This window comes from Marinococcus sp. LNHM3E3-2.2, from assembly GCF_056034385.1.
On the sequence record NZ_JBQLIC010000011.1, the window covers coordinates 49579 to 62841 of the forward strand.

Annotated in this window: 15 protein-coding genes; 12 read left to right on the forward strand and 3 right to left on the reverse strand. The window is 46.8% G+C overall.

Annotated features, from left to right (window positions below; translation table 11 throughout):
* Window positions 1–303: 303 nt before the first annotated feature.
* A complete protein-coding gene (locus tag ACTRXF_RS13280; RefSeq protein WP_474262239.1) occupies window positions 304–579 on the reverse strand; it encodes a hypothetical protein in 276 nt (91 codons plus the stop codon).
* Window positions 580–800: 221 nt separating this feature from the next.
* Here ACTRXF_RS13280 and msrA point away from each other — a divergent pair, with 221 nt between their 5' ends.
* The 3 genes from msrA to ACTRXF_RS13295 all read left to right on the forward strand — a co-directional run bounded on the left by msrA (window position 801) and on the right by ACTRXF_RS13295 (window position 4464).
* Entirely contained in the window at window positions 801–1928 is a 1128-nt protein-coding gene (gene msrA / locus ACTRXF_RS13285; protein WP_474262238.1) for a peptide-methionine (S)-S-oxide reductase MsrA, read from the forward strand.
* Between the two features lie 307 nt (window positions 1929–2235).
* The gene (locus tag ACTRXF_RS13290) at window positions 2236–3198 is read left to right on the forward strand and encodes an arsenic resistance protein (protein ID WP_474279472.1); all 963 of its coding nucleotides are present in this window, start codon (window positions 2236–2238) and stop codon (window positions 3196–3198) included.
* 108 nt (window positions 3199–3306) lie between these two features.
* Window positions 3307–4464 (forward strand): hypothetical protein, encoded by a 1158-nt coding sequence (locus ACTRXF_RS13295; protein ID WP_474279474.1) that lies wholly within the window; start codon window positions 3307–3309, stop codon window positions 4462–4464.
* Window positions 4465–4852: 388 nt separating this feature from the next.
* Here ACTRXF_RS13295 and ACTRXF_RS13300 read toward each other — a convergent pair whose 3' ends face one another.
* A complete protein-coding gene (locus ACTRXF_RS13300) occupies window positions 4853–5719 on the reverse strand; it encodes a LysR family transcriptional regulator (protein ID WP_474279476.1) in 867 nt (288 codons plus the stop codon).
* A gap of 156 nt (window positions 5720–5875) precedes the next feature.
* Between ACTRXF_RS13300 and ACTRXF_RS13305 the strand changes: the two genes are divergently transcribed.
* Window positions 5876–6301 carry a DMT family transporter gene (locus ACTRXF_RS13305; RefSeq protein ID WP_474262234.1) on the forward strand — a complete coding sequence of 142 codons (426 nt, stop codon included), beginning with the start codon at window positions 5876–5878 and terminating at the stop codon, window positions 6299–6301.
* Window positions 6302–7197: 896 nt separating this feature from the next.
* Here ACTRXF_RS13305 and ACTRXF_RS13310 read toward each other — a convergent pair.
* Complete coding sequence (locus ACTRXF_RS13310; RefSeq protein ID WP_474279478.1) at window positions 7198–7776, reverse strand: LysE family transporter; 579 nt, start codon at window positions 7774–7776, stop codon at window positions 7198–7200.
* Between the two features lie 128 nt (window positions 7777–7904).
* Between ACTRXF_RS13310 and ACTRXF_RS13315 the strand changes: the two genes are divergently transcribed.
* The 8 genes from ACTRXF_RS13315 (at window position 7905) to ACTRXF_RS13350 (ending at window position 13118) form a co-directional block, all read left to right on the forward strand.
* Window positions 7905–8801, forward strand: a complete 897-nt coding sequence (locus ACTRXF_RS13315; RefSeq protein ID WP_474262232.1) for a LysR family transcriptional regulator — start codon at window positions 7905–7907, stop codon at window positions 8799–8801.
* Between the two features lies 1 nt (window position 8802).
* Entirely contained in the window at window positions 8803–9363 is a 561-nt protein-coding gene (locus ACTRXF_RS13320; RefSeq protein WP_474279480.1) for a flavodoxin family protein, read from the forward strand.
* 513 nt (window positions 9364–9876) lie between these two features.
* The gene (locus ACTRXF_RS13325; protein ID WP_474279483.1) at window positions 9877–10629 is read left to right on the forward strand and encodes a helix-turn-helix domain-containing protein; all 753 of its coding nucleotides are present in this window, start codon (window positions 9877–9879) and stop codon (window positions 10627–10629) included.
* 31 nt (window positions 10630–10660) lie between these two features.
* Window positions 10661–11014 carry a hypothetical protein gene (locus ACTRXF_RS13330; RefSeq protein ID WP_474279485.1) on the forward strand — a complete coding sequence of 118 codons (354 nt, stop codon included), beginning with the start codon at window positions 10661–10663 and terminating at the stop codon, window positions 11012–11014.
* The gene (locus tag ACTRXF_RS13335; RefSeq protein WP_474279487.1) at window positions 10995–11234 is read left to right on the forward strand and encodes a hypothetical protein; all 240 of its coding nucleotides are present in this window, start codon (window positions 10995–10997) and stop codon (window positions 11232–11234) included. Before ACTRXF_RS13330 ends, ACTRXF_RS13335 begins: the two co-directional genes overlap by 20 nt.
* A gap of 157 nt (window positions 11235–11391) precedes the next feature.
* Window positions 11392–11823 carry a hypothetical protein gene (locus tag ACTRXF_RS13340; protein ID WP_474279489.1) on the forward strand — a complete coding sequence of 144 codons (432 nt, stop codon included), beginning with the start codon at window positions 11392–11394 and terminating at the stop codon, window positions 11821–11823.
* Window positions 11824–11854: 31 nt separating this feature from the next.
* Window positions 11855–12076 carry a hypothetical protein gene (locus ACTRXF_RS13345; RefSeq protein ID WP_474279491.1) on the forward strand — a complete coding sequence of 74 codons (222 nt, stop codon included), beginning with the start codon at window positions 11855–11857 and terminating at the stop codon, window positions 12074–12076.
* 361 nt (window positions 12077–12437) lie between these two features.
* Window positions 12438–13118, forward strand: a complete 681-nt coding sequence (locus tag ACTRXF_RS13350) for a Crp/Fnr family transcriptional regulator (RefSeq protein WP_474279493.1) — start codon at window positions 12438–12440, stop codon at window positions 13116–13118.
* The last annotated feature ends 145 nt before the right edge of the window (window positions 13119–13263 follow it).

The window sequence follows — 13263 nt, forward strand, 5'->3', positions numbered from 1 at the left end:
ATAGTGTGGCTGTATTAGACATTTTCGAGGAGGCAGTTAAACATGAAAAATAAGTATGTGCGATTTCTGGTATATTTTCTTTTTGGTATGATTGTAGGAGTGGTATTACTCTCGCTGGTAAATTAAGAAGGAAATCCTTATGACTTGAATGACAATTTTGTTGATAAAAAGGAGAAGCATATATGGCTATTTTTTACGTCCTGGGCAGTATAGCTTCCGCAATATTTCTCTATGACTGGGGCAAAAAAACGAATGAAAATAAGAGTTAAAGGATGGCCGTTAATTAATAAAATATCCCTTCTTTCATTCCTTTATCATTTCATAAATAGCGATTCCTATCCATCCCAGCCCCGTACCTAACCAGATAAAAAATGTTAAAACTGCATAAGCAATGCCTGTAAAAGGATCATCTGGCCTGAGAAAACTATAAATAATAATTCCTATTCCTCCAAATACTAATAAAGCAGTCAAAGCATGAACAAATCTCTCTGTCTTCGGCAATAGATAGCTGAAAAATATGATGGCGCCAATAACAATCAATATCGCAAAAAAGAATCCATACTGCGCTATAAATGTCATGATCTGTCGCCCCCTTATGCTTGTGTTAATGATGTCCTTGCTGTTAATACCTAATTTTACCATCTATTTAAAGGCCCGGTCTTTTTCAAAAGTCCGGGTCTTTAAAATTTTGTTTATACCCCAGCGGCTCTAAAGTATTGCTGAATACGGATAAGTTGTAATGATGTTAAATCTGCTTTCTTTTCCTTATAATGAAAGGAAAGAAACTAAAGGGGAGCTATATGAATAAAAAACGGTGGTTTTTTAGTATAACGGCAGTTCTTCTTCTGGCCGGCGGCTGGTATTTGTATCAGGCGTTTACGGCCTCGGAATATGAAGAAGTGGTCGCGACGGAACAAACGGAGCTGCAGGGGGATTTAGAAGGAATGGAGCAGGCTACATTTGCCGGGGGGTGCTTCTGGTGCATGGAGCCGCCGTTTGAATCCCAGCCCGGCGTCGTCAGCGTGATTTCCGGCTATACGGGCGGCGAGGAAGAAAATCCTACGTATGACGAAGTGTCGAACAAAGAAACGGGTCATCAGGAAGCGGTTCAAATTACGTATGATCCTGAAAAAATCAGCTACGAAGACCTTCTGCAGATTTTCTGGCGCCAAATTGATCCGACGGATGATGAAGGACAGTTCGTGGATAAAGGAGAGCCGTATTTATCGGCTGTATTTTATCATGACGAGGCCCAGCGGCAGGCAGCGGAAGCGTCATTAATAGAGATGGAGAACTCCGGACGGTTTGATGGAGAGATTGTGACGTCCATTGAAGAATACGATATGTTTTACGAAGCAGAGGCCTACCATCAGGATTATTATAAGAAAAACCCGGGAAGGTACGAATATTACCGCAGCAACTCCGGACGTGATGCCTATTTAGATGAGGTATGGGGAGAGGATAAAGAGTACGAAGTAAGCACAGATTCCCCGTTTGTCGTAGAGGATAAAGAAGCGGCCGTGTCTGAACTGAACAGCATGCAGTATGAGGTGACGCAGGAAGACGGAACAGAGCCTGCTTACGATAATGCCTACCATGATAACGAGAAAGAGGGAATATACGTTGATATCGTCTCCGGGGAGCCGCTATTCAGCACGCGCGATCAGTATGACTCCGGTACAGGCTGGCCGAGCTTCACGAAGCCTCTGGAGCTGGGTAATATTACGTATGAAGAAGACGGTGGCATTCTAGGCACGAGTGTGGAAGTGCGCAGCAAGCATGCAGACTCCCATTTAGGGCATGTGTTTCAGGACGGACCTGAGCCTACAGGCCTTAGATACTGCATGAATTCCGCAGCCATGGATTTTATTGCGGCCGATGAACTGGAAGGCACTGAATACGAAGAGTATGCAGCTGATTTTAAATAGCAGAAAAAATGCGCGTCTCCCAATTTATTTTACGGGTCCTATGTTCTAATTAAACAACAAAAAAGCGGAAGCAAGAAGCAGCCTCGTATCTCTTTAACAAGGGATGCGGGGCTTTTTTTAGAGCACATGTTACCGATTAAAATATCTACCGTCTCTTCTAAATACGGTTATTTGAATTGATATTTCGAAGAAAAATTTTTATGAGAAGAACATTCAGGATTCTGACAACGACTGGGAGGTGCCTGTTTGGTATGATAGAGGGACGAAACTTATCAGGCTTACCGGCATCCATGGAAAGGAGGAAGCCGTGAATATTATCGAAAAATATCAAACGCTCCTAATTATCATGGCGGTAGGCACAGGCCTGGCTCTGGGCCAGGTGAGAGTGATCGGTGCCCACGCGGAGGTACTGATTGTTCCTTTTTTGCTGCTGATGCTGTATGGCTTGTTTTTATCTATTCCGTTAAAGGATCTGCATAGGGCCTTTACGCATCGGGTCTTTCTCGGTGTGAGCCTGGGGATCAATTTTATCTGGACCCCGCTGCTTGCCTGGGGTCTTGGCGCCTTGTTTCTGACTGATCATCCGGCCTTATGGCTCGGATTTATTATGTTGATGGTAACGCCCTGTACTGATTGGTATCTTGTCTTTACATCTATAGCTAAAGGCAATCTCGCATTATCGACGTCGATTCTTCCCCTGAACCTTGTCCTGCAGTTCCTGCTGCTGCCGTTATATCTCTTCTTGTTCGCCGGAACGATCGAAACGGTGGCACTGCCGACGATCATCGAAAGTGTCCTGCTCGTGCTGCTGCTTCCGTTTCTGCTGGCTCAGGGAACCAAGTATCTTTGGCGCCGGCAGCCCAAATTTCTTGAACACAGGCTGCTTCCATTCTTTTCACGGGCCCAGATTTTCTTTCTGGCCCTGGCGGTAGCCGCGATGTTTGCCTCTCAGGGTTCGGCGCTCTTAAATAACTTGAGCGTTATTACCATTCTCGTGCTGCCGATTCTCCTGTTTTTTGGCATCAATGTGACGGTCGCCCAAATGACCAGCCGGGCCCTGCGGTTTTCTTACGAAGAAACGGCCAGCCTGACATTAACCACAGTGGCACGGAATTCTCCAGTGGCCCTGGCGATTGCAGTCACCGCTTTTCCAGATCAGCCGCTGGTAGCCCTGGCTCTGGTGATTGGTCCGTTGATCGAGCTGCCGATCCTGGCAGGAGTTGCCCAGGTGCTGCTTGCGTTTCGGAGACGGAACCGCCCGCGCTTCTGATGCCAAACATTTTTTTACTATTAATTGTAAAAGGTAGGTGGAAGTAGTACGATAATCATGAAACGCTGGCAATAAGTTACAGTAGATAACTGGAAGAAGGATGAATATATGAAACGAAAACTGCTGATAGGAAAAGAGCTTCTAATGATCGGGCTGACGGTAATACTTGTCGTAGCGGCTCTCATTTTTATACAGCGAGAGCCGGAGATGATTTCACATTCCTCCTCTACGGATGAGTCTTCTCGTTCAACTGCCAATGAAGAGAGCGATGAAACAGAGGAGACAGAAGCTGAGGGACCACAGGAAAAAGCAGAAGAAACAAAGCCTGGGCAGGTATACAAGCCCGTAGAACCAGAGAGTGACAGCCTCCCATTAAAGGATCAACTGGAGCAGGAAGAATTGGAAGCGATGCCTGAATCTGAAGCAGGAACAGGAGAAAGTACAAGGCTGGTTCCGTTTGGAGAAACACTAATCAAAGGCGTCCAGGATCAAACGGATGGACCATTGAAGGAACATCGGCTAGTTACGTATTATGGTCATCCCGACTCCGCCAATATGGGAATACTCGGGGAAATGGAGCCTGACGCTTTAATGGAAAAATTAAAGGAACAGGCCCAGGCTTATTCCAACGCTGATCCATCTCGCCCAGCTGTTCCCACTATTGAACTCATAGCGACCGCTGCCGATCGGGATCCCGGTTCGGACGGAAACTACGTTCGCATGACTTCACCGGAGCAGATAGACAAGTATGCCAAGCTTGCCAAAGAGAATGATGCTTTATTGATGCTCGATGTCCAGTTGGGTAAGGACTCGGTGTTAAACCAGGTGAAATCCCTGGAAAAGTGGCTGAAGCTTCCTTATGTTCAACTTGCCATTGATACTGAATTCCATGTGGATGAAGGAGAAACGCCGGGGGTGGACCTTGGCCAGGTCGACGGAGCGGAGATTCAAAAAGCCGTGGACTACCTTACGAAAATGGTGGAGAAGAACAACCTTCCGGACAAAATGGTTCTCGTTCACCAGTTTACCGATGCAGCGCTGGCGAACAAGGAAGCCATTCAGCCGACTGATCATGTAGAAGTGGCTTTAAACTTTGATGGGTGGGGAGGGTCTGCTGTGAAAATGGCTAAATACAGAGACCTGGTGCGCAATGAAGCTGTGCAATACGGTGGTTTTAAAGTGTTTTATGATAAAGATGAACCGGTGATGAGTCCTGAAGAGGTCATCCAGCTGGATCCTGCCCCGGCCGTGGTGAATTACCAGTAAAGGCTCTTCGAACTTAAGGCGAAGGATTTTCATGAGTTTATTTGTTATCATCTTTTCTGCGAATATTTTACCGGAATGAGTATTTATGTTGAAAGGTTTTTCGTTCACCGTTTAAACTGCTTCAATAATAAAAGCCCGTCTGAATCTCGTGTTAATCATACAGAAAACAGTTTTGTTTATTGGCTAAGTAAGTGATTGAACAGTAACTGGGCGGCATTTAGACTACAAAAAGATAAGCGCAATAATGGAAAAGCTAAGAAAATCATGAATGGCTGAAGATATATATGTCTTCAGGCATTTTTTATTCACACATCCTTTAAAAGAAAAAGGCGTAGATATAAATGGAGATCTTCCTGTCACGGTTATCTGTCTGCCAGTAAAAACTGGATTAGGGTTGCCTGGCAAAGGTGTCAAGAAAGGCACGGAGCGAACGTTGCTGTAGATTATCGTTTCGGTAGATAAACCATGTCGTTGCTGCCTGATACGGTGATTCGAGGGTGTGCGTGGCGATGCCCTGGGTTCGATTCCGGCGTTGAAGGTACGATTGGGAAAGAAGGGAGACACCGATGCCAGCTTTCGTGAGTTCGATAATGGTATCTAAGCTGGCACACTCCATGATTTTCGGAGCAGAGAACTGGTGGTTGTGCATCCATTCGAGCAGCGTTTGTCGATAGATGCATCCTTCTTTTAATACTAACAGCGTCGGGGCGTGCCCGGGTTTTTGGATCATGGGCACCGAAAGCCCCAGCGTTGTGATCAGTACTAATGATTCCTGAAGCACCGGCACGCTGGACACGTCCGGGTGATCGATGCTTCCCACTACAAAAGCGCCATCGAGGTCATATGCTAACACCTGTTGGGCCAGGTTCTTGGTTTCACTAATGGTTAGTGAGACTTGGAGACGGGGGTGCTCGGTCATAAGCTGCTGTAGAGCGGCAGGCATGTGTGTGGAGGCAGTTGATTCAATGGACCCAAGACGTAATTTTCCTTCCATAGTTGGCCGTGCAGCCATCTCTTCCAGCATGTCCTGCTCCAACTGCACAAATTGGCGGGCATAGGTCCACAGCTTGTCTCCGTCTGGGGTGAGATGAACCCCTTTGGCATGCCGATACAGCAATGTTGTCTGCAATTCTTCCTCTAAGCGGCCAATGCGGGCACTGACGTTGGACTGAACGTATCCAAGCGTTTGAGCCGCCCGGGAAAGGCTGCGGCTTTGAGCCACGGAGAGAAAAATCTTCAAATCACGTAGTTCCATGCTACCTTCTCCTATTAGTAAAAATGATGGGCAGATCTCATAAGCATTCATTTTTCATGGTTGGTGTTGTTCTTTAGTATAGAATGTAGTCCACGTTTCGACAAGCGTAGATGAATGAAGAACAGACATTAACATATTAAAGGAGATGACTCAGGGATGGCGTGGTTTTTTATGATTTTAAGCTTTGCGGGAGGGGCTGCTCTGGCTTTTCAAGCGGGCGTCAATGGAGAAATCGGAGCCAAAATGGGAAGTTTGCCAGCCGCATTGGTCGCCTATGCTGTTGGTACAGTGTTTTTGTTGGCGAGCACATTGGTTCAGGGCTTTCCGCCAGCGTTTCCGTCGCTGCCCTTATGGAAATGGATGGTGGGAGGACTGGGCGCTTTTTATATTGTTTGTATCATTCTGGCAGTACCAAGGATTGGCGCTTCGGCAGCCATAACCGCCGGTATTGCTGGTCAACTCCTTTTAGGACTGTTTCTTGATCATTTCGGTGCTTTTGGGACTCCGGAGATTCCCATAGATACGTCCCGGCTGATCGCGGTCGGACTGATCGGAATCGCTCTGTATCTGTTGTATCAATAAAGCCAGGAAGCTTTTTAGATGGAAAATGACAGATAGTCGTTATTATGTTAAGCGAAAAGACTGTGCCAAATAAGCGGCGATTTCCAAAGTTGTTTTACGTTTGTTTAGAACTAGACTTCTGATAAGAGCAATTATGTTTAATAGGTGTTACTACACATTGTTAGGATAATAAGCACTAATAAAATCTATAAAACAGCAAAAAGAGAGAGTCTTGGGCCTCCTTTTTTATATCTCTATATTCAATTCTTTTCTTCATGGGCTTCAAGTAACTTTCTTTCCCTTGCTGCTAATGGAGTAACGTTCATGACGTTTTACAGTCCTTATTCGCCGTATGATCTTGGTTTGATCGCTTCTCTCATTCGTCGACTCGTTTCTCCAGCCGACGAAAGAGCATATGGGCTCGAAGTATTTCTCCAATGACCACAAACATTAAACTGCCAAATGGGATGATGACCCCCCAATTCATTAAAATTCCTTCCTCAAAGTTTGTACTTCAATCGTAAATTATTACCAAATGATTTCATAGGTATGAATTCAGCTTTGCTTCTTATCCAACACGCTTTTAAAGGAAAAATAGTACCATTTTTTAATACATTCGAAAGATTCATTCTATCGTTAATCTCGTTTTCGCTTAGCATAAATCGTCGAACGGGGAACGCCTGTGACTTTCCACAATATCATTCACACTCATGTTATTGGTTGTTCGATTTTGGAAGAGCTGTAAGGATGGAAAACACCCCGTTTTCGATATCAAAACGGGGTGTTCGGGGCACTGTCCAGAAGTTGAGGGTTTTAGATGCATGGAGTATGAGATCACGAATAGATAAACTGAATACGAAAAAGATGCAGGGAGAAATAGACGAGAATATTTGTCCTTTGAGGAAAAGCTCCACGTATTAGAGAAAAATAGCGAAGGCCGCATAGATGAGGAGACCGCTCATCACCACCCGCACCGGCCGATCGTATGTGGCGAAAAACGCTTGAAACATGCTCCCAAATACCGACCATAGGAGCAGGGCCCCCCATCCGAGAACGATGGTGATGATCATATAACCAAGCACTGCCAGTAATGATCCCGTGAGTGGCAAAATAAAGGCACTCATGACCGTTAAAAAGAATAAGATGCTTTTGATGTTGAAAAGCTGGACGAGCACGCCGGTCCAAAACGATGAACGGCCGGGTTTGCCAGTGGTACTGGAAGAGGACGGGCGGCTCACTTTCCAGGCTAGATATAAGAGATAACCGGCTCCTAACGTCTTCAAGTACGGTTCGATCATGGGTATCCATTGATACAACGTCGATGTAAAAATACCGCTGAGGAAGCCAAGGAGTGCAAATCCGGTTAAAATCCCACTCGAGAATCGCCACGCTCCGGTAAACCCTTCTTTTCGTGCTTCATTCATCATTAAAATATTGCTCGGCTCAGGCGTGATAGAAGTAACGATGATATATGAAAGAAATGCGGCGATATTCATTTGATCCCTTCCTTTTTGATTGCTCATTGGCCCTTTCTATTGTATGGTACTTATGACGATTCATAAAATTGAAATTAGTAAAACGACTATCGAATTTTTCGATTAAAAAACCAGAAAGGAAGCTCTCGATGGAAATCCGGCACATTCTGACGTTTCAAACCATTGTAAAAACAGGGAGCTATACCGAAGCTGCAGCCGTCCTCGGTTATACGCAGTCCACGATTACTTCTCATATGCAGGCACTCGAACGAGCCATTGGCGGTCCCGTCTTTTTATATGAATATAAACAGCTGCGACTGACCCCGCTCGGGGAAGAACTCATTCCCTTGGCTGAAGACCTGCTGGCGACGCACAAGCGGATGACGCAGATGCACCACTCCCAGGAGGTTCAGGGAGTGTTAAAAATTGCTGCTCCCGAGTCGCTGACTATTTCCCGACTTGGACCGGTCATTCAAGCGTATTCCCGGAAGTACCCTCAGGTGGAAGTGGTCCTGACCAACGGCACCTGCAGCAAAAATCAGACGGACTTGCTCAGCGGCCGGGTCGATGTTGCTTTTATGGTGTATCCGGAAGTTCACTTGGAACGATGCGAGCATTATTCATTCGGGCAGGAGCCCATGGTGCTTGTCGGGCCCCCGGAGGGGCCAGGTCATTTCAATGATTATAAGATGGGGGGATCCGACACCAGTTTCATTACCAACGAACAGGGATGCAGCTATCGGACGCTGTTTGAACGGTATATGGCCAAGCACGAACTCCCGGTGTTTCGTCCCATGGAGTTGTGGAGCATTGAAGCTATCAAGCAGATGGTGCAATGTGGGCTGGGATTTTCCTTCTTGCCAAAGGTGACCGTAGAAAACGATATCTCCCGTGGCCGTCTACGGCTTGTCGACCACGAGGAAACGTTCGACCCTCTTTACAGTCATATGCTCGTCAAAAAGAAACAGTGGCGTTCTCCAGCGGCCAGCGCATTTGCGGAGCTGGTAACGGCCACGATTCCCTTATCATCGGAAGGAGTGGTGTAACGTGCCAAGTATCATGGTCTTGTACGGAAGCTCCAGACGGAACGGAAATACTGATTTGTTGGCAGACCGCGCGACGGAAGGGCTGGGCGTTACCCGGGTCTACCTGCAGGATTGGGACATCCAGCCGATCATTGACCAGCGCCATGAAGGGCATGGGTTTTCTCCTGTGGCCGATCACTACGAGACCCTGCTAGAGGATTTTTTAAATCATGACATTTATGTGTTCGCAACTCCACTGTACTGGTTTGGGATGTCGGCCCCCCTTAAAGCGTTTTTCGACCGGTGGTCTCAGTATAAGGATGATCCCGCCTGGTCCTTTCAAGAACGTTTGAAAGGGAAAAACGTCTATGTGATTACGACCGCCAATGATGAACCAGTCGAAGAAGTGTCCGCCCCGCTTCTCCAACAGTTCGAACTCATTTGCCGTTATATCGGCCTCCACTACGAGGGGGCCATCATTGGTCAGGGCAGCCGGCCCAAAGAGGTGTTAAACGACGTTAGGGCTTTACACCAGGCGGATGAGCTCCAACAGAAATTCAAGAAGCTCCTTTCTCGCGAATAAAAACGAAAGAGCAAACCAATGTTAAACCAGGAAAGCCCTCTGGCCCCTAGACAAAAAAAGCGACAAGGCATAAAAAAAGGAAGCAAACACCCTCATGGAAAGAGGCGTTTTTGCTTCCTTTTTATTTGGGAACTGCTGATAATCGCGATTATGTTAAGTAGATATCTGGATTAGCTTGATTTCTCATTGTCATTTGAGGGTTCATCTAAATTAAAGAAAAATTCCACAAAATTTCTTCCAAATTTCAAAAAACGAAAACCAGCCTGCCGACAGTTAAAGCGTCGGCAGGCTGGCTTGATGAATCAGAAGCAAAGATACCCAACCACCGGGGAAGGAATAGCGCCAAGCAAAAGTTCTTAAAGAAAATGAGGAATTTTTTAACAAAAGATGATGCCCTTTTGATAGAAATGAGCAAATATTAATAGAAATTGATATCTCATTAATAGAGAAGAAAACCTCCCATGTAGTATGGTAGAAAAAATCCTTGATAGAGAAGGTAAGGGGGCCCTCCTCATGATAACGAAAGCACATCCCCGGTTTCACTTGTTCTATGAACAGGAACTGAAAAAATTGGAACGGGCGGAGAATGACGAATTGGTGGAGCTGTTTATGGCTCAGAATCGGTTTTTTGATCGTATCTTTCGAAGCCAGAAACGCGAAGCGAAACAGGAACTGGGCACGATCTATCGAATTATTTCGTTGGAACCGGATGCCTATAAACGCCTCCAGATTCTAAAGAAGTATTATTTCTTTTTGGTTGGAGGATTCACGGACCGTCATGCCCAGGCTTTTTCCTATGACCGGCATACGTTGGCGGCATCGGTCGCTTTAATCAATGTGCTGGACGAATGGGAGCGGGACGAGGATTTTTATGAAGGCATAGATGTATTGGTGAATGTGATGCTCGAGCTGGTGTGGAACCAGGACATTCCTATCTACCACCACCCTCTTATTTCCAAATTTATTTCCCTGGTGGAACAGCACCTGTCGAAAAAACTGCCCATGGCTTATCTCACCGATCAACTGCAGGTGTCCCGGAGTCATTTGTCCCGACTGGTCAATGAAGAACTGGGCATGTCGATTCCCAATTACGTGAATTACAAACGGGTCCAGCACGCCGCGTTGCTGCTGCAAACCACCAACGATTCGGCCAAAACGATTGCGCGGCAGCTCCAATTCTCGAGTCCCAGCTATTTTGGGATGTGCTTTAAGACCATTTACGGATACACGCCGAGACAGTACCGGGCGATGGCGACCCGGCGCTAATCACCAACATCCATGAAAAGAAGGAGATGCCATGGTTATTTCCCTGCAAAAGTATAAAATTCAACGAGCGATTCGCTACCTCTCTGCTCAACTGCATCAGGATGTCCTGCAAGCATTGATGTACCAGGACCGAGTGTATCTGACAACACTGCCGGAGCAGAAACCTCTGGTAGAATCTCATCTACAGATCCTTCAAGATGAAGGCGCTGCTTATTTCTGGGAAGTGACAGACCACTCCGGGAGGAATGCGGAGGAGGAAACCCTGTATGTCGGAGCGGCGTCCGACGAGTTTCACCAGGAACTGGCTCCGGCCCTTCAGACCGAAGATCACCGACCGAGGAAGCGAATGAAAGGAGGCCGGACGAATGCGGACGCAAAGCGTTAAACAGGCGGTGATCTTCTGCCTGGTTTCGGATGGGGATGCATTACCTCTGTCGACACTCAAGAGACAAGTCATGGAAATGCTGCCGTTTCCCGTCCATGCGAAAGAAATCAGCGATTCCGTCTGGCAATTGAGGCAAAGCAACGCGGTGAAACAAGAAACGTCTTCGTCCGGTTCCTTGGTCATCAAGCTCCACCAGGAGCGTCCCCCGACCCATCAGTGAGCACCAACCACGTTGGCACCTTTGAGCGGTCCCCTCGGGCAAACCGTTAGCCCGCGGATAGTATCAGGGTGGCCTTTCTTGGTGGGAAGAAGGAAGGTGCGTTGGGCGCCAGCCAACGTAAGAAACAGCAAACATGGCCCAAAGGAGTACATAAGACATGAAAAAGGGATTACTGATGCTCGCGACCACGCCAACCTGGCTGGCAGGCGCTTGCAGCGAAGAACCACCATCGGATCCGCCGGATCTTTCTACCAGTCCGGTGACAGCGGACACCGTGGACAAAGAAGTCACGGCACTTGCCAGGAACAACAGCTTCCACATGGAGGACTTGGGCAAAGTGGAAGTACTAAAGACCGGCACGGGCCAGCAGGAAACCGTGGGCCCTCTCCATATGAATATTGGCCGGGTGAGTGTGATCAAGGTCACCCCGGAGGAAGATATACGGAACGAATATCTGGATGCCTCGCGTCCATCGATGACAGCGGTGGTGGTGGATATGATCAGCATGAATAAAGGAGAAGTAGCTGTGTCGGTTACCCCCGGAAGAGATGACGATCACGGAGGCCGACGAACAGATCTCCCCAGATGAGAGGTGGAGCACGTGGCCCGGCGGGGACATTTTGGTAGGGGAGACGAGGGGTGGAGCGATCTGGTACCCGGTCGAAGAAGTTCCGATCAAACTCACCTACACGGTCCGCCTGGGGATAGATGCTGAGCGCGAGGAAGCCTTGCCGAAAGAACAGACCTACGTTTTTGATCTTCAGGAAGCAGAACCAGGAGATGTTACCCCGGAAACCCTGGGAGGGGCGTGGCGGCAAGCGAACGTCCAACGACCGGAATAATAGGAGGGCGGTCTTTGGTTATCATCAAGAGAAAGTATGGCCGTCTAACCGATGAGGATAGGCGAGAACAAGTCTCAGAAAATTTGAACACGTATCATCGAGATAGGTTCAATAAGTATCATTCAAACGGAGGGGCTATCCTTCCTCATGGAGTGAACGTGATCAATTATACGAAACCGATAAAGTTTTCATGACCATGAGATATAATGAAATCAAAAGGGAATCCCCGAAGTAAGGGGACATTTGGATTGAAACGACGGTAACGTTGCGATTAGATGATATGTCTTTTTTTTCTAGTGATATTTAATAAGGGAACGGCTATTTCTCGGAGGCCGTATTGCCATCAAGAAAGGAGAACCCAATGGACAAACTTTCCCTGATTTCTCAAATCAGTTTATTTGAAGAATTAACAAAGGAAGAACTGCGCACGATTGATCAAATGAGTGAAATGCGTCCGATTCAAAAGGGGGCCATTATTGTGTCGCCGGAACGACCGATCCCGGCGCTTTTTTTATTGAAACAGGGCCAGGTTCGGTTGTATCGAATGAATCATGAAGGCAAACAATTCACGGTTGATATTTTAACTAGCGGTAATATCTTTGGGGAAACAAGCTCGATCGCTTTAACAGACGAAAACGTGTACGCCGAAGCCATGATAGATACGTATGTGTGCATCATTAATGTGGAAGAGTTTGAATCGTTCATTGAGCGGCATCCGAAGATCGCTTTAAAGCTGATCAATATTTTATCCAATCGGCTGAAGGAAACGTATTCCATGAGTGAAAAGATCGCGTTATCCGATGTCCGGTACCGGATTTTATTTCTCCTGTTAAAGTTGAGTGAAAAAGAAGGCAAGCGGTACCATGAATGGCAGTCTATTGAGATGAAATTAACGCATGCCGATATTGCGAACATGATTGGCTCGACAAGGGAAACCACAAGCGCGGTCTTAAGCACCTTAAAAAAAGAAGAAGTGATCAAACAGGAAGGCGTTATCTCGGTGAATGCCGACAAAGCGTACAAGATTTTAAACGAAATATAAAAAACAGAGAGGGGGATTGAGATATCTCAATCCCCCTCTCAGGCTGTCGAGAAAGTCTCCTTTCTCGACAGTTTTTTTGTAGGCAAGCGCCCCGAAGGGTCGTATACTAAAAAGAAAAGGGGCGATATCGCCATGCTTGGCAAAG